The sequence below is a fragment of the Mesorhizobium sp. M7A.F.Ca.MR.245.00.0.0 genome, from assembly GCF_003997415.1.
Classification (GTDB): domain Bacteria; phylum Pseudomonadota; class Alphaproteobacteria; order Rhizobiales; family Rhizobiaceae; genus Mesorhizobium.
The window spans coordinates 13438-34378 of the sequence record NZ_RZTE01000045.1 but is presented as its reverse complement, the minus strand read 5'-3'; the positions used below and the strand labels follow the sequence as shown (position 1 = coordinate 34378).

Annotated in this window: 22 protein-coding genes and 1 tRNA gene; 18 read left to right on the top strand and 5 right to left on the bottom strand. The window is 64.2% G+C overall.

Going from position 1 to position 20941, the window contains the following annotated elements:
* Positions 1-61 precede the first annotated feature (61 nt).
* On the bottom strand, positions 62-259 hold the full coding sequence (locus EOB80_RS29235) for a hypothetical protein (protein WP_023814156.1): 198 nt from the start codon (positions 257-259) through the stop codon (positions 62-64).
* A gap of 24 nt (positions 260-283) precedes the next feature.
* A complete protein-coding gene (hrcA, locus tag EOB80_RS29230) occupies positions 284-1366 on the bottom strand; it encodes a heat-inducible transcriptional repressor HrcA (protein ID WP_127331348.1) in 1083 nt (360 codons plus the stop codon).
* Positions 1367-1564: 198 nt separating this feature from the next.
* Here hrcA and rph point away from each other — a divergent pair, with 198 nt between their 5' ends.
* From rph to EOB80_RS29200, 5 genes are all read left to right on the top strand, one after another.
* Entirely contained in the window at positions 1565-2281 is a 717-nt protein-coding gene (gene rph, locus EOB80_RS29225) for a ribonuclease PH (RefSeq protein WP_013528632.1), read from the top strand.
* A 183-nt stretch (positions 2282-2464) separates the two neighbouring features.
* Positions 2465-2875, top strand: a complete 411-nt coding sequence (locus EOB80_RS29215) for a VOC family protein (protein ID WP_127331346.1) — start codon at positions 2465-2467, stop codon at positions 2873-2875.
* Positions 2875-3522, top strand: coding sequence for an RdgB/HAM1 family non-canonical purine NTP pyrophosphatase (gene rdgB, locus EOB80_RS29210; protein WP_127318509.1), 648 nt, complete (start codon positions 2875-2877; stop codon positions 3520-3522). Before EOB80_RS29215 ends, rdgB begins: the two co-directional genes overlap by 1 nt.
* Complete coding sequence (gene hemW / locus EOB80_RS29205; protein WP_127331344.1) at positions 3519-4682, top strand: radical SAM family heme chaperone HemW; 1164 nt, start codon at positions 3519-3521, stop codon at positions 4680-4682. The genes rdgB and hemW overlap by 4 nt, the downstream gene beginning before the upstream one ends.
* 397 nt (positions 4683-5079) lie before the next feature.
* Complete coding sequence (locus tag EOB80_RS29200) at positions 5080-5517, top strand: EamA family transporter (RefSeq protein ID WP_127269533.1); 438 nt, start codon at positions 5080-5082, stop codon at positions 5515-5517.
* Between the two features lie 73 nt (positions 5518-5590).
* Here EOB80_RS29200 and EOB80_RS29195 read toward each other — a convergent pair whose 3' ends face one another.
* Positions 5591-5779: a hypothetical protein gene (locus EOB80_RS29195; protein WP_127269534.1), complete on the bottom strand. Its 189-nt coding sequence runs from the start codon at positions 5777-5779 to the stop codon at positions 5591-5593.
* A 134-nt stretch (positions 5780-5913) separates the two neighbouring features.
* On the opposite strand from EOB80_RS29195, the gene rsmI reads away from it, so the two are divergent.
* Together rsmI and EOB80_RS29185 are read left to right on the top strand one after the other, a co-directional pair.
* The gene (gene rsmI, locus EOB80_RS29190) at positions 5914-6843 is read left to right on the top strand and encodes a 16S rRNA (cytidine(1402)-2'-O)-methyltransferase (protein WP_127331342.1); all 930 of its coding nucleotides are present in this window, start codon (positions 5914-5916) and stop codon (positions 6841-6843) included.
* A complete protein-coding gene (locus EOB80_RS29185) occupies positions 6836-7213 on the top strand; it encodes a YraN family protein (RefSeq protein ID WP_127269758.1) in 378 nt (125 codons plus the stop codon). Before rsmI ends, EOB80_RS29185 begins: the two co-directional genes overlap by 8 nt.
* Before the next feature lie 276 nt (positions 7214-7489).
* Here the strand turns inward: EOB80_RS29185 and EOB80_RS29180 are convergent, their stop codons facing one another.
* Complete coding sequence (locus EOB80_RS29180; protein WP_127331338.1) at positions 7490-8296, bottom strand: undecaprenyl-diphosphate phosphatase; 807 nt, start codon at positions 8294-8296, stop codon at positions 7490-7492.
* 160 nt (positions 8297-8456) lie between these two features.
* Here EOB80_RS29180 and EOB80_RS29175 point away from each other — a divergent pair, with 160 nt between their 5' ends.
* The 10 genes from EOB80_RS29175 (at position 8457) to EOB80_RS29130 (ending at position 18573) form a co-directional block, all read left to right on the top strand.
* Positions 8457-9149: a glutathione S-transferase family protein gene (locus tag EOB80_RS29175; protein WP_013528622.1), complete on the top strand. Its 693-nt coding sequence runs from the start codon at positions 8457-8459 to the stop codon at positions 9147-9149.
* Positions 9130-10284, top strand: a complete 1155-nt coding sequence (gene queG, locus EOB80_RS29170; protein WP_127331336.1) for a tRNA epoxyqueuosine(34) reductase QueG — start codon at positions 9130-9132, stop codon at positions 10282-10284. Before EOB80_RS29175 ends, queG begins: the two co-directional genes overlap by 20 nt.
* Positions 10281-11183, top strand: coding sequence for an SDR family oxidoreductase (locus tag EOB80_RS29165; RefSeq protein ID WP_127331334.1), 903 nt, complete (start codon positions 10281-10283; stop codon positions 11181-11183). Before queG ends, EOB80_RS29165 begins: the two co-directional genes overlap by 4 nt.
* Before the next feature lie 65 nt (positions 11184-11248).
* Positions 11249-12337 carry a penicillin-insensitive murein endopeptidase gene (gene mepA, locus EOB80_RS29160; protein ID WP_127331332.1) on the top strand — a complete coding sequence of 363 codons (1089 nt, stop codon included), beginning with the start codon at positions 11249-11251 and terminating at the stop codon, positions 12335-12337.
* A gap of 192 nt (positions 12338-12529) precedes the next feature.
* Positions 12530-13555 (top strand): glucokinase, encoded by a 1026-nt coding sequence (locus EOB80_RS29155; RefSeq protein ID WP_127321173.1) that lies wholly within the window; start codon positions 12530-12532, stop codon positions 13553-13555.
* Positions 13556-13692: 137 nt separating this feature from the next.
* On the top strand, positions 13693-15552 hold the full coding sequence (locus tag EOB80_RS29150; RefSeq protein WP_127331330.1) for an ABC transporter ATP-binding protein: 1860 nt from the start codon (positions 13693-13695) through the stop codon (positions 15550-15552).
* Positions 15549-16370 carry a 4-hydroxy-tetrahydrodipicolinate reductase gene (dapB, locus tag EOB80_RS29145; protein WP_127331328.1) on the top strand — a complete coding sequence of 274 codons (822 nt, stop codon included), beginning with the start codon at positions 15549-15551 and terminating at the stop codon, positions 16368-16370. Before EOB80_RS29150 ends, dapB begins: the two co-directional genes overlap by 4 nt.
* A gap of 32 nt (positions 16371-16402) precedes the next feature.
* A complete protein-coding gene (locus EOB80_RS29140) occupies positions 16403-17023 on the top strand; it encodes a 2,3-bisphosphoglycerate-dependent phosphoglycerate mutase (RefSeq protein ID WP_127331326.1) in 621 nt (206 codons plus the stop codon).
* Positions 17024-17096: 73 nt separating this feature from the next.
* A tRNA-Leu gene (locus tag EOB80_RS29135) sits at positions 17097-17181 on the top strand.
* A gap of 93 nt (positions 17182-17274) precedes the next feature.
* The gene (locus EOB80_RS29130; RefSeq protein WP_127331324.1) at positions 17275-18573 is read left to right on the top strand and encodes a site-specific integrase; all 1299 of its coding nucleotides are present in this window, start codon (positions 17275-17277) and stop codon (positions 18571-18573) included.
* A gap of 385 nt (positions 18574-18958) precedes the next feature.
* On the opposite strand, the gene EOB80_RS29125 is transcribed toward EOB80_RS29130, so the two are convergent.
* Positions 18959-19861 (bottom strand): hypothetical protein, encoded by a 903-nt coding sequence (locus EOB80_RS29125; protein ID WP_127331322.1) that lies wholly within the window; start codon positions 19859-19861, stop codon positions 18959-18961.
* 492 nt (positions 19862-20353) lie between these two features.
* Between EOB80_RS29125 and EOB80_RS29120 the strand changes: the two genes are divergently transcribed.
* The gene (locus EOB80_RS29120; RefSeq protein WP_127331320.1) at positions 20354-20917 is read left to right on the top strand and encodes a recombinase family protein; all 564 of its coding nucleotides are present in this window, start codon (positions 20354-20356) and stop codon (positions 20915-20917) included.
* Positions 20918-20941 lie beyond the last annotated feature (24 nt).

Genomic DNA, 20941 nt, shown 5'->3' with positions numbered 1-20941 from the left:
CCGGTTTCGTCGATCGTTCCACGGCACACGATGAGGTGAAGGAAGCTCCCGGTTTCCCGTTTCAGGTCCCGGCGGCGTAGAAATCGTCGTCGAGGCGTTTTTCCAACTCGACGAGATCGGCCGGCAGCGGCAGGCCCATGGCGCGCATTTCCTGCAGTTTTTCGCGCAACTGCTCCTGGATCTCGTGCTGGTCTTCCGGCTGGTTGACCATCTCCTCCAGCAGGAGGCTGATCCGGGCCTTGAATTCTTCGAGCGCCATCATCGTCTCCTCGGTTGGATCAGCTCAGCGCAGCATGCGGGAAATCAGCTGCGCCGTATAGTCGACCATTGGGACGATGCGCGCGTAATTCAGCCGGGTCGGGCCGATGACGCCGAGCGCGCCGACGACGCGGGCATCCTTGTCGCGATAGGGGGCGACCACCAGCGACGAGCCCGACAGCGAAAACAGCTTGTTTTCCGAGCCGATGAAGATGCGCACGCCCGAGCCTTCCTCGGCGAGGTCGAGCAACTGGATGAGCCCGTCCTGCGTCTCCATGTCCTCGAACAGATGCCGCAGCAGTTCGATGTCGGCCTGGGCGGTGACGTTTTCGAGCAGATTGGCGCGCCCGCGCACGATGAGCCGTGCCGGCAGGCCGCTATCGGCGCCGGCCCACACCGCCAGCCCCTTCTCGACTAGGTCCTGCGACAGCGTGTCGAGCGCGGCCCTGGTTTCTTCCTTGATGCGGGCGATCTCGATCCGCGCCTCGGCCAGCGTGCGGCCGCGTATATGGGCGTTAAGGAAATTCGAGGCCTCGTGCAGTTGCGAGACGGTGATGCCGGCGGGCAGCTCGACGACGCGATTTTCGACGTCGCCATTCTGCGACACCAGCACTGCCAGCGCCTTGGTCGGTTCGAGCTGGATGAATTCGATGTGCTTCAGCGCCACCTCGTTCTTGGCGGCCAGCACCAGGCCGGCGCCGCGCGACATGCCCGACAGCATCTGGCTGGCCTCGGTCAGCATGTGTTCCAGCGTCGCGCCCGAGCCGGACGCCCGAACCTGTGCCTCGATGGCGCGGCGCTCCTCGTCGGAAAGATCGCCAAGCTCCATGAAGGCATCGACGAAGAAACGCAGGCCGGCCTGCGTCGGCAGCCGGCCGGCCGAAATGTGCGGCGCGTAGATCAGGCCGAGATGCTCGAGGTCGCTCATGACGTTGCGGATGGTGGCCGGGGACAGCGAAGACGGCAGGATGCGCGACAGGCTGCGCGAGCCCACGGGTTCGCCGTCCTTGAGATAGGAATCGACGATGCGCCGAAAGATGTCGCGCGAACGCATGTCGAGCGACTGGAGCGCGGGCGACTGCGAAGCGGGATCGACTGCCTTGGTCATACGGCCAAAAACCTCCGGCCCAAGGATACAGACTTACACTGCACCCGCGCAACCCGGTGTCTGTGTGAGATCACCGGGTGTCTTTGTGGGATCACCCGGTGTCTGTGTCAGATCGTCAGGCCATTTTCCTTTGCGCCACGCGTCCCATGCGGTTACAAGCCGGCCAAGATTCCGAAAAATGACAAGAAAGCAGCCTGAATGCGCCCTTCCAAACGCCAATTCGACGAAATGCGTGCCATCTCCTTCGAGCGCGGCGTCTCCAAGCATGCCGAAGGCTCATGCCTGGTGAAGTTCGGCGACACGCATGTCCTGTGCACGGCCAGCCTCGAGGAAAAAGTGCCGGGCTGGATGCGCAATTCCGGCAAGGGCTGGGTGACGGCCGAATACGGCATGCTGCCGCGCTCGACCGGCGAGCGCATGCGCCGCGAGGCTTCGGCCGGCAAGCAGGGCGGCCGCACGCTGGAAATCCAGCGGCTGATCGGCCGCTCCCTGCGCGCCGTGGTCGACCTGCAGGCGCTGGGCGAGCAGCAGATCACCGTCGACTGCGACGTCATCCAGGCCGATGGCGGCACCCGCACCGCCTCGATCACCGGCGGCTGGGTGGCGCTGTATGACTGCCTGCGCTGGATGGAAGCGCGCCAGATGGCCAGCGTCGCGAAGGTGCTGAAGGATCATGTTGCGGCGATCTCCTGCGGCATCCATGACGGCCAGCCGGTCATCGACCTCGACTATATCGAGGATTCCGCGGCCGGCACCGACGCCAATTTCGTCATGACCGGCAAGGGTGGCATCGTCGAGATCCAGGGCACCGCCGAGGGCGAGCCTTTTTCGGAAGAGCAGTTCGCGGACTTGATGGGCCTCGCCAAGAAAGGCATCCAGAGGTTGGTGAGTCTGCAGCAGATGGCGGTGGCTTAGTTTTTCGATGTCGAGTTTGAGCGCCCCCCTCTGGCCTGCCGGCCATCTCCCCCTCAAGTGGGGAGATTGGCGACTTCTGCGTTGTCGCGCACCCTGCAACGCCGGAGATTGGCGAATACCGAAATGGCATCCGATCTCCCCCCTTGAGGGGGAGATGGCCGGCAGGCCAGAGGGGGGGGCCTCGTGACGCCCTCGGCCATCCTGGAATCGGCCCTCTACGTCACAGACCTGACCGCAGCGGAAACCTTCTACACCGACATCCTCGGCCTCAATCTCCTCGGCAAGGTCGACGGCCGCCACCTCTTCTTCCGCTGCGGGCCGGGCGTGCTGCTCGTCTTCAACGCCGAGGCGACGAAAGTGCCGCCGGCGCCTGACGCCAGGCTGCCGGTGCCGCCGCATGGCGCGGTCGGCCAAGGTCATCTGTGCTTTACGGCGACCGGCGATGAAATCGCCGGCTGGAAAGCCCATCTCGCGGCGAAGAAGATCGCCATCGAAAGCGAATTCGAGTGGCCGCAGGGCGGCCGTTCGATCTATATACGCGACCCCTCGGGCAATTCGATCGAATTCGCCGAGCCACGAATCTGGGGCCTTTGATGCATTCTCTTGATGGCAAGAAGATCGTCGTCGCCAGCCACAATGAAGGCAAGCTGCGCGAATTCGCCGACCTGATGGGGCCGTTCGGCTTCGAAGCGAAGTCAGCCAAGGAGTATGGCCTGCCGGAGCCGGACGAGACCGGCACCACCTTTGAGGAGAACGCCTACATCAAGGCGCTCGCCGCCGCCAAGGCGACCGGCCTGCCGGCGCTGTCGGACGATTCCGGCCTGTGCGTCGACGCGCTCGACGGCGCGCCCGGCGTCTACACCGCCAACTGGGCCGAAACCCCGGATGGCAGCAGAGATTTCGGCATGGCCATGCAACGCACCGAAGTGGCGCTGCAGGAAGTCGGAGCGGCCTTGCCGCAACAGCGCAAGGGACGCTTCGTCGCCGTCATCTGCCTGGCGTTTCCCGACGGCGAGGCCGAATATTATCGCGGCGAGGCCGAGGGCACGCTGGTCTGGCCGCCGCGCGGCGAACTCGGCTTCGGCTATGATCCTGTGTTCCTGCCCGATGGCTTCGAGAAAACCTTCGGCGAGATGAGCGCTGAGGAAAAGCATGGCTGGAAGCCCGGCCAGGCCACGGCGCTGTCGCACCGCGCGCGTGCCTTCCAGAAATTCGCCGAGGCGAGATTGGGCTCGGCATGAGCATGCTGCTCGACCGGGCGCCCGGCTTCGGCGTCTATGTCCACTGGCCATTCTGCGCGGCCAAATGCCCCTATTGCGACTTCAACAGCCATGTCCGCCACCAGCCGGTCGACCAGGAGCGCTTTGCCGCCGCCTTCGAGGCCGAACTGGCGACGATGCGCGAGCGCACCGGGCCGCGCGAGGTGACCAGCGTTTTTCTCGGCGGCGGCACCCCCTCGCTGATGAAGCCGGAAACCGTGGCCAGGGTTCTGGACGCCGTGGCGAAGAACTGGACTGTGCCTGACGGCATCGAGGTGACGCTGGAGGCCAATCCGTCCTCGGTCGAGGCCGAACGCTTTCGCGGCTACCGGGCAGCCGGCGTCAACCGCGTGTCGCTCGGCGTGCAGGCGCTGAATGACAAGGATTTGCGCTTCCTCGGCCGGTTGCACAATGTCGAAGAGGCCCTGCACGCCATCGGCCTCGCGCGGGAAATATTCCCAAGGCTGTCCTTCGACCTCATCTACGCCCGCCCCGGTCAGACGCCGGAGGCTTGGGCATCGGAGTTGGAACAGGCGATCGGCCATGCCGCCGACCATCTGTCGCTTTACCAGCTGACCATCGAGGAGGGCACGCCGTTCCACGCGCTGCATGCGGCGAAAAAATTCATCATTCCCGACAATGACCACGCCGCCGACCTCTATGCGCTGACGCAGGAGATTACATCGGCGCATGGTTTGCCGGCTTACGAGATTTCCAATCACGCAAGGCCGGGTGCCGAGAGCCGGCACAACCTCACCTATTGGCGCTATGGCGAATATGTCGGCGTCGGGCCGGGCGCGCATGGCCGCTTCGTCGAGAATGGTCGCCGCACGGTGACGATCGCCGAGCGGATGCCGGAAACCTGGGCCAATCTGGTCGAAGCCAAGGGCCATGGCGTCACCGGCGGCGAAATCCTGACGCGTTCGGAAGAGGCCGACGAATTCCTGCTGATGGGCCTGCGGCTCGCCGAAGGCATCGACCTCTCCCGCTACGAGGCGTTCTCCGGACGCGGCCTGTCGTCAGCACGGCTGTCGATGCTGCAGGGAGAGGGGCTGGTGGCGCCGATCGGCAATGCGCGCCTGCGCGCCACGGCCGCCGGCATGATCGTGCTCGACGCCGTGGTCGCCGATCTGGCGCGGTAGGCAGGTAGCTTTGCCTGCGCCAAGCTCCTCCCGCCTCGTCATCCACGGGCGGAGCGACGCGAAGCGGCGCGCAGACCCGAGGATCCATGCCGCGACGGCTGCTGCGGGGCGTCACGGTCCAGAATGGGCATGCCTGCTCTGCCACTTGTCCCGTTCAAACAATAGATTTCGTTGCCGGCGCATCTTCTCCACGCCAGCTTTCCAAATTCTGCACCGTAGCGAAATTCAGAAGTCACGGAATGGATCCTCGGGTCTTCGCGACGTCGCTTCGCTCCTGCTCCGCCCGTGGATGACGAAGGTGGGGAAGCCTCGTCCAATCTCCGAAGCTTAGGATTGCACTTCTGAAGGCACGCGTTTCACGGTATCTCGGTTAAGAACATCCGCAAAGGCCATCGGCATGAACCTGACCGTATCCTCCTGGCAATTCTGGGCATTGCTCTCAGCTGCGTTCGCTGCCCTGACGGCGATCTTCGCCAAGGTTGGCATCGAGAACATCAATTCCGATTTCGCCACCTTCATCCGCACGGTCATCATCCTGATCGTGCTCGGTGCGATCCTGCTTGCCAGCGGCCAGTTCCAGTCGCCGGCCACGATCTCGGCAAAGACTTGGGCTTTCCTAGGCCTGTCCGGTCTGGCGACCGGCGCGTCATGGCTCTGCTACTTTCGGGCGCTCAAGATCGGCAATGCGGCGCAGGTGGCGCCGATCGACAAGCTAAGCGTCGTGCTTGTGGCGGTGTTTGGCGCGGCCTTTCTCGGCGAGCGGTTGTCCGGAGCGAATTGGCTTGGCGTCGCCCTTATCGCGGCGGGCGCGGTGCTGGTCGCCTATCGAGGCTAGTTGCGCGCCGTTGCGGGCATTCTTTGTTTCAAGACGGGTGATGAAGATATCGAAGCGATTGGGCATCGTCCGGTCAGTGCTCCGTCGTGCTATCGGGTTTGTTGTCGGAAAGCCTGACGTTGGTCGGCAAAGCGCTCACGGCTCGCTCTTTGGCCAGGCTGTGCTCGGTCTTGGCAGATAGGCGCTTGTCCCTGGGCGCGGCACCGCGCTTGCGGCCGGCATAGTAGGGCTCGAAAGCGTCCTGTATCTTCAGGCTGTCCATCCTGTCCTCCTCCGGAATCAGGGGGCTAATCTGCCAACGCCGGTTTGGTTCCCCACTGTGGCAAAGGAAAGGCGAATTCCTTACATCGGCGTCAGCTTTTGCAAGCCCGCGTCAGCCGTGCCAAACAGGGCTGAATGGAGAAGTCATCGGTGACCGCAGAGACGAGCAAGCGCAGCTATGTGGTCGGGCAGACCGAGATCGCGGCACGGCCATTGGAGCCGGCGCTCTATCTGGTGGCGACGCCGATCGGCAATCTCGCCGACATCACGCTGCGCGCGTTGGAGACGCTGGCCGCCGCCGACATCGTTGCTTGCGAAGACACGCGGGTGTCGCGCGTGCTGCTCGACCGCTACGGCATTCGCCGCCGCACCACGGCCTATCATGAACACAATGCCGGCGAGGCCGGGCCGAAGCTGATATCGGCACTTCAGGCCGGGCAGAGCGTGGCGCTGATCTCCGATGCCGGCACGCCGCTGGTATCCGATCCCGGCTACCGGCTGGTCGGCGAGGCGCTCGACCACGGCATTCGCGTCGTACCTATCCCTGGCCCGTCAGCGCCGCTGGCGGCCCTGACGGCATCCGGCCTGCCCTCCGATGCCTTCCTGTTCGCCGGCTTCCTGCCGGTCAAATCAGGGCAGCGGCTGACACGGCTGGAAGCACTGAAGGCCGTGCCGGCGACATTGATTTTCTTTGAATCGCCGCGCCGGCTGGCTGACTCCCTGGCTGCCATGGTCGAAGCGCTCGGCGGCGAGCGCAAGGCCGCTATCGGCAGGGAATTGACCAAGACCTTCGAAGAGATGCGAACCGGCACGCTGCAGGCGCTGGCCGACCACTATGCCGCGGCCGATACGCCGAAGGGCGAAATCGTCGTCTGCGTCGGTCCGGCCGAGGCCAGGGTCGACGAACCCGCCGACATCGACCGTCTGCTTCTGTCGCTTGCCGCCGAAATGCCGGCCTCCAAGGCGGCGGCGGAAGCCGCGAAGATGACCGGCGGCCAGAAACAGGCGCTCTATCGGCGGCTGCTGGAGCTCAAGGATGCTTCGGGAGAAAGCGGCGGTGGCTGAGCGCCCAAGCGTCAGCCGCCAAAAGGCCTATCGGCGCGGCCATCGCGGCGAATGGCTGGCGGCGGCAGCCCTGATGATGAAGGGCTACCGGATCCTTGCGCGCCGCCACCGCACACGCTTCGGCGAGATCGACCTGATCGCGCGGCGCGGCGATCTGGTGCTGTTCGTCGAGGTCAAGGCGCGCCGCACGCTGATGGAAGCCATGGAGGCGATCGGTCACGAATCGGAGCGTCGCATAGAAGGCGCGGCTGACATCTGGCTGTCGCGCCAAGCGGACTACGGCAGATTGTCGATGCGCTTCGACATGGTCGCGGTGCTGCCCTGGCGCTGGCCGGTGCATGTCGAGAACGCATTTTACGGGAGGAGTTGAGGGAGCGGCCCTCCTTCATCCGTCATCCACGGGCGGAGCAGGAGCGAAGCTCCGTCGCGGAGACCCGAGGATCCATGCCGCGACCTCTAAGCGCCTCTACGGTGCAGGAATTGGGAGACTTTTCGCCGGATTTGGCGAGCTTGGCGATGGCTATTCTCGATCGCCGAACCCTCCGATCCACGTCACGGCATGGATCCTCGGGTCTGCGCTGCGTCGCTACGCTCCTTGCTCCGCCCGTGGATGACGAAGCGTAGGGTCCGCTTCGCGGACCACTCCTCACCCCCAGATCATCAGCGCCACCAAGCCGACACCGCCGACCACCAGCCGCCACCAGCCGAACAGCGAGTAGCCGTTGCGCGAGACGTAATCGAGCAGGAAGCGCACGACGATGAGTGCCGTGACGAAGGCGGCGACGAAGCCGACGGCGATGATCGGTAGGTCGGCACTGCTCAGCACGTTGCGGTTCTTGAACAGGTCGAAGGCGAAGGCGCCGACCATGGTCGGGATCGCAAGGAAGAAGGAAAATTCAGCGGCAGCGCGCTTATCGACGCCCAAAAGCAGGGCGCCGACGATGGTCGAGCCCGAACGCGATGTGCCGGGAATGAGCGACAGGCACTGGAAAAGCCCGATCTGCAGGTAAAGCCGGGTCGGGAAGCGCTCGACATCGCGGTAGACCGGCTTGAGGTTCATGCGGTCCACCGCCAGCAGCACGACGCCGCCGATGATCAGCATGATGCAGATCAGCCTAGGCGATTCGAACAACACCGTCTTGATGAAATCATGCGCCAGCGCGCCGATGATCGCCGCCGGCAGGAAGGCGATCAGGATGCCGATGGCGAAATGCCGCGTCAGCCGGTCATGCGGCAGTTCGAGCAGCATCTTCCATAGGCGGCGGAAATAGACGCTGAGGATCGCCAGGATGGCGCCGAGCTGGATCAGGATCTCGAAGGCCTTGCCGGTCGAATGGAAGCCGAGGAAATGACCGGCAAGCAGAATATGGCCGGTCGACGACACCGGGATGAACTCGGTCAACCCCTCCAGCAGGCCGAGCAGCAGGGCTTCGACGATGGTCTGGCTTTCCATGGCTACCTCGGCATTGGCGTGACGGCTGACAGAAGGGCTTGCTTGTCATGGCGTTGAAGTCCCCCTATAGGTCGCAACACCCTGACGGCCCGCTAACCGGGCGGCCAAGACTTACCGGTGCGCCCTGCGATTCGCCAGTGCGCTTTATCATCGCGGAACCATGCTGACGCTTTTCCACCATCCCATGTTCGCCACCTGTCGCTTCGTCCGCCTCGCATTCGGCGAGTATGGCGAGGAGCTGGCTTTGATCGAGGAAAAGCCGTGGACCCGGCGCAAGGAGTTCCTGGCGCTGAACCCGGCCGGAACGCTGCCGATCCTGCTGGCAGAAGGCGACGTGCCGATCGTCGGCGCGACGGTGATTTCGGAATATCTCGATGAAACGCGCGGCGTGCTGAAGCGCGACAAGCGGCTGTTCGCCGAGGACCCGATGCAGCGCGCCGAAATCCGCCGGCTCATCGACTGGTATCTCAACAAGGCCGAAAGTGAAGTCACCCGCCATCTGGTGCGCGAGCGCGTGCTCAAGCCGGTCATGCCGGAAACGGCTGGCGGCGGCTCGCCCGATTCGGGCGCGATCCGTGCCGCGCGCGCCAACATCCGCCAGCACATGAAATACACCAACTGGCTGGCCGGCACCCGCCATTGGCTGGCCGGTTCGAGGGTCACCTATGCCGATCTCGCGGCCGCGGCGACGCTGTCGGTGCTCGACTATCTCGGCGAGATCGACTGGCGCGAGCACAGCGCTGCACGCGAATGGTACACGCGGGTCAAGTCGCGGCCCTCCTTCCGGCCGCTTTTGACCGACCGGGTGCGCGGCCTGTCACCGGTGTCGCATTATGCGGACCTCGACTTCTGACGCCGCAAAACTGCGCGCGCTGATCGACGCGGAGGCGCAGCGCGCCGGCTTCGATGCCGTTGCCGTCACTTCCCCCGATGCGATCCCGCTGGCGCCGGCGCGCCTGGCCGAATTCGTCGCCGATGGCTTTCACGGCTCAATGGACTGGATCGCCGAGACGCTCCAACGCCGCAGTGAACCAACGGCCCTCTGGCCGCAGGTGCGCTCGATCATCGTGCTGGCGATGAACTACGGCCCCGACCATGATCCGCGCGGGGTGCTGGCCAAGCGCGACTCCGGCGCGATCTCGGTCTATGCGCAAAACCGCGATTATCACGATGTGATGAAGGGGCGGCTGAAGGAGATCGCCGGCAAGATCGTGGCGCGCGCCGGGGGTGATGTGAAGGTATTCGTCGACACCGCGCCGGTGATGGAAAAGCCGCTGGCCGAGGCCGCCGGGCTCGGCTGGCAAGGCAAACACACCAATCTGGTCAGCCGCGAGCACGGCTCCTGGCTGTTCCTCGGCACCATTTTCACCACCGCCGAACTCGTGCCCGACCGCGCCGAGATCGACCATTGCGGCTCCTGCCGTGCCTGCCTCGACGCGTGCCCGACCGATGCCTTTCCGGCGCCCTACCGGCTCGATGCGCGGCGCTGCATCTCCTATCTCACCATCGAGAACAAGGGGCCGATTCCGCACGAATTCCGCGAAAAGATCGGCAACCGCATCTATGGCTGCGACGATTGTCTTGCCGCCTGCCCGTGGAACAAATTCGCCCGGGCAGCTTCCGAAGCAAAACTCGTCGCGCGCGATGATTTGCGCGAGCCGCCGCTCGCCGACCTATTGGGTCTCGATGACGCTTCCTTCCGCGCTTTCTTCTCCGGTTCGCCGATAAAACGCATCGGCCGCGACCGGTTCATCCGCAACGTGCTGATCGCCGCCGGCAATTCCGGCGATGCCTCTCTTGCCGACACCGTGCGCGCCTTGCTGGACGATGCCTCGCCGCTGGTGCGGGGCGCGGCAATATGGGCGCTGGCGCAGCTGGTGCCCGACGCCGAATATTCAGAACGGGCAGCGATCGGCCTGAAAACCGAAAGCGACGAAGCCGTGCGCGACGAATGGCGTCTGGCGCGGCCAACCAGGGCGAATGCATGAGCGAAAAGCAGATATTCATCTTCGGCGCCGGCTATTCCGGCAGGGCTTTTGCTCGGGCTAACAAAGGCGCCGCGACGATCTTCGGCACGACACGCTCGCCGGAAAAATTCGAGACGCTACGGCAGGCCGGTGTCGCGCCGCTTCTGTTCGACGGCGCGATGACCGGCGAAATCGGCGATGCATTGGGAAAAACAACGCATCTGCTGATTTCGGTCGCCCCGGAAGAGGCCGGCGATCCTGTGCTGAATGCCGCCCGCGCGGGAATCCTCACTCAAATGCCGGTGCTTGAATGGATCGGCTATCTCTCCACCGTCGGCGTCTACGGCAATTATGACGGCGCATGGGTCGATGAAAGGGCGGAATGCCGGCCGGTGTCGAAGCGCTCGGTGATGCGGGTGGCCGCCGAAGGAGACTGGCTGGAGCTGGGCCGCGAGATCGGCCGACCGGGGGCGATCCTGCGCCTGTCCGGCATTTACGGCCCCGGCCGCAACGCGCTGGTCAATCTGGAAAACGGCACTGCAAGGCGGCTGGTCAAGCCGGACCAGGTGTTCAACCGCATCCATTGCGACGACATTGCCGGCGCCCTGTGGCAGCTCATCGAAGGCAATACAGGCGGCATCTTCAACGTCACCGACGACCTGCCGGCGCCGCCGCAGGATGTCGTCGCCTATGCCGCTTCGCTAATGGGTATCGAACCGCCGCCCGAAATTCCCTTCGACGCCGCCCAACTTTCGCCCATGGCGCGGTCCTTCTATGGCGAGAACAAGCGTGTCGCCAACGCGGCGATCAAGGCGGCGGGTTATTCCCTGCGGTTTCCAGACTACCGCGCCGCCTTCGATCATATGTGGGCAAGCGGCGATTGGCGTGACGGCGAAGCGCGCAGCCCGATGAAGCGCTGACCATCGAAGCCGCGGGTGCGGCGTGCTATGATTCGGCCTTGGGATTGCGGTGGAGAACCGGGTTCATGAAGACAGCGATGAGGCTATCTCTAGGCAAAACGCCCCTGTTGGCCGCTGCGCTCGGCCTGCTTGCCGTGCTTGGGTTAGCCGTTCAGCCGGCGAGCGCCGAGGAGCGGGCAAAAGACCTGTTCGGCGCCAAGAAACTGCCGGCCGCGACCGCGGCGCGGTCGATCGGATTCTATTCCAAGGGCTGTTTTGCCGGCGGCGTCGCCATTCCCTTGGACGGTCCGACCTGGCAGGTGATGCGGCCGTCGCGCAACCGCCGCTGGGGCCATCCGGCGATGATCGCGGTAGTCGAGAAATTGTCGCGCGACGCAGCGGCCGATGGTTGGCCAGGCCTGCTGATCGGCGACATTTCGCAGCCGCGCGGCGGCCCGATGCTGACAGGACATGCCTCGCACCAGATCGGGCTCGACGCCGACATCTGGCTGACGCCGATGCCCCGCCGCCCGCTGTCGATGGCGCAGCGCGAATCGATGAGCGCCACCTTGATGGTCGATGAGAAGACCCATCTGGTGAAGGACGCGCTGTGGACGCCGGCGCACACAAAGCTTCTGAAGCGGGCGGCGAGCTACGGCCAGGTCGAGCGCATCCTGGTCAATCCGGGCATCAAGAAAAAGCTCTGCGACACCGTCAAGGGCGACCGCTTCTGGTTGCGCAAGGTCAGGCCGTTCTGGGGCCACGACTATCATTTCCACATGCGCATCGGCTGCCAGCCCGGATCGCCCGGCTGCAAGGCGCAGGAAGCGACGCCGGACGATGACGGTTGCGGCAAGCCGCTGGCCTGGTGGTTCACGCAGGAGCCGTGGCGGCCCAACAAGAACCCCGATGCGCCCAAGGCGCGCGACCTGATGACGATGGCGAACCTGCCGAGCGAGTGCCGCGCCGTGCTCGACGCGCCGGGGCCGTCGTCGGCCGATGCGGCGACCTACCATGGCGGCGGCGTGCCGGTCGCGGCTGCCGCGCCCGAACCCGAAACGCCGTCATTGCCCGCCACTCCGGCCGCCGCCGGCTTGCCAAGCACGATGAACGCTTTCACGGCGACGCCCGAGATCGGCGTGCCGCTGCCGCGACCGCGGCCGCCTGGAAACTGACGATCACGGCTTATAGCTTATAGGCAGACTCAATCGGTTCAGCGCCTCATTTTGCGAAACCGTGGCGGTTTGGCCGCAGAGCCGGCCTCAGCGCGCCGCCCGGGTCGAAAACCGTTTCCCTTTTCAAACCCATGCGCTAGTCAACGGAAGAACGGCCAGATGCCGTCGGGGGCGCCGGAGACGGACGAGAGCATGCCACGCACAGGCGACGACGATACTTTGTTGCGGTTTCCGATCCTGATCGGCGACATCGGCGGCACCAATGCGCGCTTTTCGATCGTGCTCGACGCCAATTCCGAGGCAGGCGAGCCGACCATTGTCCAGACGGCGAACTACAACACCATCGACGAGGCGATCCAGGCGGCCGTGCTCGACCGCTCGTCGGTGCGCCCCAATTCGGCGGTGCTGGCGGTGGCTGGCCCGGTCGACGGCGACGAGATCGAACTCACCAACTGCCCCTGGATCGTCAAGCCGAGGAAAATGTTCGCCAGCCTCGGCCTGAGCGACATCGTCGTGCTCAACGATTTCGAGGCGCAGGCGCTGGCCGTCGTCGCGCTCGGCGAGGAGCACATGGAAAAGATCGGCGGCGGCACGCCGGAGCCCAATGCCGGACGCGTCGTGCTCGGTCCAGGAACCGGGCTCGGCGTCGCCGGGCTGGTCCACGCGCTGCACCACTGGATACCGGTCCCCGGCGAGGGCGGCCATATGGACATCGGCCCGCGCACACCGCGAGATTTCGAGGTTTTTCCGCATATCGAGAAGCTCGAAGGCCGGGTTTCGGGCGAGCAGATCCTGTGCGGACGCGGTCTGGTCAATGTCTACCGGGCGGTGGCCAAGGCGGACGGCAAGCCGTCGCCCTTCACCACGCCGGCCGAGATCACTGCCGCGGCACTTGCGAAAACCGATCCGGTTGCAGAGGAAGCGCTGGAGATCTTCGTCACCTGCCTTGGGCGCACCGCAGGCGACCTTGCTCTGGTATTCATGAGCCGCGGCGGCGTGTTCCTCACCGGTGGCATCGCGCAGAAGATCGTGCCGGCGCTGAAAGCCGGCAATTTCCGGGCCGCTTTCGAGGACAAGGCGCCGCACAGCGCGATGATGCGCACCATGCCGGTCTATGTCATCACCCACCCGCTGGCCGCACTTCTGGGCCTTGCCGCCTATGCCAGGAACCCCTTGCTGTTCGGTGTCCAGACGGAGGGCCGGCGCTGGCAGGCCTGAAAGCCAGCGAAGCGCTCGCGCCCCGCGACGAAGTTAATCAGGTGCGGGCATAGGCAATCAGGCCGCAGGGCGTTAAGAGGGGTGCCGAATTTGCAGCCCCGGTCCCACGAGGCGGAAAACCACAAAGCGCTCCCGATTTGACACTTCAAGCTCCAAACAAACAAAAAGCCCGGCCCGGCGAGGTCACAGCGGTGCTCCGCCGCATCCTCGCTGAAAACGGCAAAGAGTATCGTTGGACCTATGTCGTCGCCGTCTCTTGCCTGCTGATCGTTTCCGGCACCACTGCCTTCACGGCGTGGATCATGGCCCCGATGATCAACCAGATCTTCTACGAACGACGCGGCGATATGCTCTGGTTGATCTGCGCCGGTTTCATGGGGGCCTCCCTGCTGCGCGGCTTCGCCGGTTACGGCCAAGCAGTCGCGTTGGCCAGTATCGGCAACAATCTGGTCGCGCGCTACCAGAAGCGTAGCTTCGACCATCTGATGAAGCTCGGCGTCAACTTCTTCAACGATACGCGTTCCGGTCGGCTGGCGGCACAGGTCAGCGAGAATGTCGGCGGCGTTCGCGATCTGCTGTCGCTGACACTGACCTCCATCAGCCGCGACGCGGTCACGCTGGTCGCTCTCGTCGGCGTGATGATCTATCAGGATCCGGTGTTGTCGCTCAGCTCGCTGCTGATCGGCCCTCCACTGATCTGGGCCGTCGTCTATATCACCCGCCGACTGCGGCGTATCAACCGGGAATCCGTCCTGATCAATTCGCGGCTGAACGGGTCCGTGCAGGAAGCCACGCAAGGCATCGCCATCGTCAAGGCCTTCACCTTGGAGGCCGAGCTGGCGCGCCGCATCGGCATCATGGCGGACACGGCCGAGCAGCGTAACAACAAGATCGCCCGCGTCTCGGAGCGGCTGTCGCCGATTTCCGAGATTCTGGGCGGTCTCGCCATCACCTCCGTACTTGCCTATTCCGGCTACCGGGCGCTGTATCTTGGGCAGCCGCCGGGCGCGGTTTTCTCCTTCATCACCGCGCTGATCATGGCTTACGATCCGGCAAGACGCTTGGCGCGCACACAGGTGGGCATGGAACGTGCCCTGGTCAACGCGCGCATGATCTACGAGTTGCTCGACCTGGAGCCGAAACAGGGCGACGCACCCGATGCCGTCGAGGCGAGGATCACCACCGGCGAGGTGCGTTTCGACAATGTGACGTTCGGCTACAGCGCCGACATGCCGGTGCTTAGGGACCTGAGCTTTACCGCCGCGGCCGGCAAGGTGACGGCGATCGTCGGTGCGTCGGGCGCCGGCAAATCGACGCTGGTGGCCCTCTTGCAGCGCTTCTACGACGTCGACCGGGGCAGCATCGAGGTCGATGGCCAGGACATCTCGAAGGTAACCAAGCATTCGCTGCGGCAGTCGATCGCCTATGTGGCGCAGGCGCCCTATCTGTTCGAAGGCACGATCCGCGACAACATCCGCTACGGCCGTCTGTCGGCCACGGACGCCGAGATCGAGCAGGCGGCGAAACAGGCGGCAGCCGACGAGTTCATCCGCCAGCAGCCGCAAGGTTACGACACGCCGGTCGGCGAAGGCGGCTCGACCCTTTCCGGCGGCCAGCGCCAGCGCGTCTCGATCGCCCGCGCCATCGTGCGCCAGGCACCGATCCTGCTGCTCGACGAGGCGACATCGGCGCTCGACAACGAGGCGGAGGCGCGCGTCCAGGAAGCGCTGACCCAAGTCATGCAAGGCCGCACCACCATCGTCATAGCGCATCGGCTGTCGACGGTGGTCAATGCCGACCACATCATCGTGCTGGAAGAGGGACGGTTGGTCGAGGAAGGCACCCATGCGACGCTGATGGCCGACCCGGACAGCATCTATTCCCGCTTCCACCGCATCCAGGGCAAGAAGGGACTGGGGCTTGTCGAGGACCACGAGCCGATCCAAACTCCGGTCCGGGCCACGCGTGCGAAGAAGACTGCTGTGAGGAGCACATGAGCGAAGCAGGCGATATGGGCCTTGTGGTGGTGGGCGCTGCCGGCCGCATGGGCCAGACGCTGATCCGTGCCATCCATACCATCCCCGGCGCGCGGGTCATCGGCGCGGTCGAGCGGGCGGGTTCGCCCTATCTGGGCAAGGATGCCGGCGAACTGGCGGGCATCGGCATCATCAATGTGCCGATCGGTGACGACCCGCTGCCGGTCTTCGCCAAGGCAGACGGCGTGCTCGATTTCACCACGCCTGCTTCGACGGTCGAATTCGCCGGCTACGCGGCGCAAGCGCGCATCGTCCACGTCATCGGCACGACGGGCTGCACGGCCGACGACAATGCGAAAATCGCGGCGGCGGCGCGCCATGCGACGATCGTCAAGTCGGGCAATATGAGCCTCGGCGTCAATCTGCTGGCGGTGCTGGTCGAACAGGCGGCGCGCGCGCTCGACGCCGACGATTTCGACATCGAGGTCCTCGAAATGCACCACAAGCACAAGGTCGACGCGCCATCGGGCACAGCGCTGCTGCTCGGCGAAGCTGCCGCCGCCGGGCGCGGTATCCCCCTTTCCGGCAACGACGTGCGGGTCCGCGACGGCCACACCGGCGTGCGCAAGGCGGGCTCGATCGGCTTTGCCACCCTGCGCGGCGGCTCTGTCGTCGGCGACCACAGCGTGATGCTGGCCGGCACCGGCGAGCGCATCACGCTTGCCCACCATGCCGAGGACCGCGCCATCTTCGCTCGGGGCGCCGTCAAGGCGGCGCTTTGGGCGCGCGGCAAGAAGCCGGGACTGTATTCGATGCGGGACGTGCTCGGCCTCAGCTGAGCGGCCAATCTGCCAACCTGAAGGGAGCAAACATGTCGAGAACCCTCGTGCTCGTGCGCCACGGCCAGAGCGAATGGAATTTGAAGAACCTGTTCACCGGCTGGCGCGACGTCGATCTGACCGAGCAGGGCCACGCCGAGGCCAAGGCCGCCGGCCAGAAGCTCAAGGCGCGCGGCCTGAAATTCGACATCGCCTTCACCTCGGCGCTGATCCGGGCGCAAAAGACCTGCCAGTACATTCTCGACGCGGTCGGCCAGAGCGACCTGAAGACCATCCGCGACCAGGCGCTCAACGAGCGCGACTATGGCGACCTCTCCGGCCTCAACAAGGACGACGCCCGCAAGAAATGGGGCGAAGACCAAGTGCATGTCTGGCGCCGCTCCTACGACGTGCCGCCGCCGGCCGGCGAAAGCCTCAAGGACACCGGCGCCCGCGTCTGGCCCTATTACCTGCACGACTTGCAGCCGCATGTGCTGCGCGGCGGCACCGTGCTGGTCGCTGCGCACGGTAACTCGCTGCGCGCGCTTATCATGGCGCTCGACGGCAAGTCGGGCGAGGAGATCGTCAAGCTGGAACTCGGCACCGGCGTGCCGGTCATCTACCAGCTCAACGCCGATTCCACCGTCGCTTCGAAGGAAGTGCTGGACGACTGAGCCGGCGAACGGAGCACCTGCGAAAAAAGCCCGTTGACAGCAATCGCTTGCCCGCTTACATGACCCCGCACCAGCCCAGATGGCGGAATTGGTAGACGCGCACGGTTCAGGTCCGTGTTCCGCAAGGAGTGGAGGTTCGAGTCCTCTTCTGGGCACCATCTACCTCACGCAAACGCGTGAAATCCAAGGAAACTAAGGCGTTGAGCGTCCCCGGAGGTCCACCCAAGAGGCCCCCCGGAGGACCACCGTCTATGCAGATCGATCTGCCCTACGTCCAACAGCCCTCAGGCAAGAAGCACTATCGCTACCGGCGCAAAGTTCCGGCCTTCCTGAGGCAGGCGCTCGGAAAGACCGAGATCATCCTCCCGTTGGGCAGAACGCCTGCCGAGGTGCTGCGACATTACGACAAGGTGCACAAGCAGGCTGAGGCCGAGCTGAAGGGGGCGATGAAGGGCCAACCCAAACAGCCCGGGCAGAAGACCGAGCTTGAGCGCTACCAGTGGGCTACTCGACACGTGGCTGAGTGGAATGCCTTGGGGCCGATGAGTGACGAGGCGGCTGATGCCTTGGCCGACCATCTGGAGGAGACTGGGCAGGGCGACCTCTATCGCGCCCTGGTGGTCCCCGACAGGAAACCCGAGCCAACGCTTGCAGATGCCGTCAAGCTCTACCTCAAGGACAAGGTCGAGGGGACACCGGATGAGACCAAGAAGCGGCAACGTGTCGAGCGAGTGAAGGGCCATGTCGAGAAGGCCCTGAGCCGTGGTGATCCGCAGATCAGATCGCTGACCCGGACCGACGCCAGAGAGGTCAGGGACCACATGCTGGCTGATGGTGACATGTCCCCCGCCACGGTCCATCGGTATCTGAACGACCTCCGGGCGATCATCACCCATGCCATCAAGGAGTTAGACCTCCGGGGCGCGGTCAATCCATTCAATGGGCTGGAGGTCAAAAGGGAGACGCTGGCCAAAGAGGACCGCAAGCCGTTCACCGAAGGGCAACTCAAGGCCGCACGGGCAAGGGTCTTGGGTCACGCTTCGGAAGACCTTCAGCGCATCTGGCGAATGCTGGAGCAGACCGGCTGCCGGCTGGCCGAGGTCACAGGACTCATGGTCGAGGACGTTCACCTTGACGGAGAGTCCACCTACCTCGACTTGAGGTTTCACCCGCACAGGCGCTTGAAGAACGCCGGAAGTGTGCGCCGGGTGCCGCTGGTCGAGGATGCGCTAAAGGCCGCTCAGGAAGCCCACGAGGCGGCGGGAGATCGAACCCTATTGTTCCCGACCTACGCCCGTGAGGGTGGCGCTACGGCGGCCTCACAGGTTCTCATGAAGCATGTCCGCAAGGTGGTGTCTGATCCGAAGGTCACGGTGCATTCGTTGAGGCACACGCTTAAGGACAGGCTGGTCAGGGCTGACGTGCCTGAAGCAGTGCAGAACATGATCCTTGGGCACTCGTCAGGGGCTGTGAGTGAGGCCTACGGTGGACCCGAGGCCCGGCTTGAGGTGGCAACGAAAGCGCTGCGGAAGGCGCTGGGCAAAACTTGATGCGGCGGCTTGACGCAGGACGCGACTCTCACCACATGTCGGGGAGCCCTCATCCGAGGGGGCAGAAGGGAGAGTTTCCGTGTTGGAAGCTTTTTTGAAGCCCCCACTCTCAAGGCAGGCTGTACCAGCTGCTTGAGGTGTCTCTAACGGGGGCCGGGTTAAGGTCGAAATGTGCCGAAGGCTCTGGTAGGCTGACGGTCTGCAAATGTTTGAGGGCCACTCTCCGATCAGGGGAACAAGGTCTGGGTCACAAAACCCGCAGATATGACCGATGATGGAACGTAGAGACGCCTTGAGCGAGGCAACCCGGACCCTCTGTCGGTGACACAGGCCCTTCGGGGACCCTAGCCCACCAGCGAGGGCGAACCATCAAACCCACCTTCGATCAGGTGAGAGCTTCGCCGATCAGGTCTTGTTCGTCGGGAAGACCACCACGGGCCATGATCGCCTTCATGCACAGGCATAGGAGGTTCCACCCCTCCACCCAAGCTTCGGGGCCGTTCTGAAGTTCCCCGCCGTGGGCCGCTTTTGATCGCTGGTCGTAGCTCTTGCGGGACCGCTGATAGGTCTCTCGGCGCGGCGTTATGTCCTTCGCAAGCTGTGCTATCAGCAGGGCTAGCCGGAACGAGAGTTCGGTCCGGACATCGGGGAACAAGGCCTCTATGCCCTGCCAGATGTGGAGGAGCGACGATCCCCTATGCATGATCATTGGCGCCGTCTGAAGGGCCACCCGAGCGGTCTTCAGACGGGGCTGCTTCTTCTCCAGACTTGGCCAAAGGGAGGCGGCGTTCATTGCCCCCGCTGCCCCACCGTCTGGTATGCGTCCGTCGGGTAGCGTGAGACATGCCAAGGCAGGTTGGTGCAGCCACGCCTCGACCTTGCCATCGTTGCTGGTCAGGCCGACGCGCAGTTCCTCTGGGAGCTTGGCCCCGCCGGAGATGCTGTCACGGGAGTTAATGCCCGAGTATTCGTTGACCGAATGCGTACAGACCAACGCCATGATGAACGGGGAAGCGCCATCGACGTATAGCATCGCCTGACATAGGTCTGCTTGCTCACAGGCCTGAGTGCGATCACCGGCCATCACCACCAACTCATAGTTAACGTGGGACAGGAACGCGTCCATCAGGTGCCAAGAGAAGTTAAGGCTGTGCTTGGCGGCAAGCGTTGCAATGTCAAAGGTGGTGGTCTCCCACTTACGTTTCAGCAGGTAAGGGGGGCTCGCGGCAGTGTCTTCGATGAGCGGACCCTTGGTTATTCCGATACACGGAAAGAAGAAGTTCGGCATGGTGGCCCCCGTTCGCTCAGCGTCAGCTTACCGCGAGAGGTCGGGAAATGTTTCGGAAAAATCTTCGCGCGGGTGATCGGATAACAGGCCTGCGCGCTGTCCCCCCTGCCCCCTTTGTCGCCACGCTTGGCGCGAGATGGTTTTGTCTGGCAAACCGTGTAGGGTGATCCATGATTGACGACCCATGCGTCCACATCGTCCTATCTGGCGTGCTTCGCCACACTCTCATTCAAACCCGCGTCGACATGGTTCGAGCGCGCGCCGCTCTTGCTGAAATTCGCATGCAAGTGAGGGACGACGCCGCGCGCCGGCACCATGTGCGCCTAGGTCTCGCTCTCAGGCCACGCTTGTTCGGTCCTTAGCTCCGCGCGTCTGCCGCCACTTGGAACGCGCTGTGCACAAACCTATACGTTCGTGAACATGCCGCTTGACATGTACACTAATCGTCCACTAAGTGTCGTCCACCAACGCTCTTAGAGGAAAGTGAACACCATGATCATCGGCTATGCCCGCGTTAGCTCCACCGGCCAAGACCTCGACACCCAGCTTGAGAAGCTCACGGCTGCCGGGGCCGAGAAGGTCTTCAGCGAGAAGCGGTCTGGTTTGGACGAGACGAGGCCCGAGCTTGAGAAGGCGCTGGAGTTTGCCCGCGAGGGTGATGTGTTCGTGGTCACCAAAGTGGACCGCTTGGCCCGCTCAGCGGCGCACCTTCACCAGATCGTCAAGGACCTCGATACGAAGGCGGTCGGCTTCAAGGTGCTGGACGACGCCTCACTGGACACGACCACCCGGACAGGCAAGCTGGTGTTCGGCATCCTCGCCAGCATCGCCGAGTTTGAGACCGCTCTTCGGAAGGAACGCCAGATGGAAGGCATTGCCAAGGCGAAGGCCAAGGCAGAGGCCCAAGGCGAGCCGTGGAAGACCGGCAGGCCCGTGACGCTCGACCATGACCTGATAAAGGCCTTGAAGGCCGAGGGACGGTCTGTGAGGCAGATTGCTAAGGAGGCCGGGTGTTCACCTTCAGCGGTCCAGAAGGTCCTCTCAGCCGCTGGCTGACGACAAGCCACACCACTAGAGCTA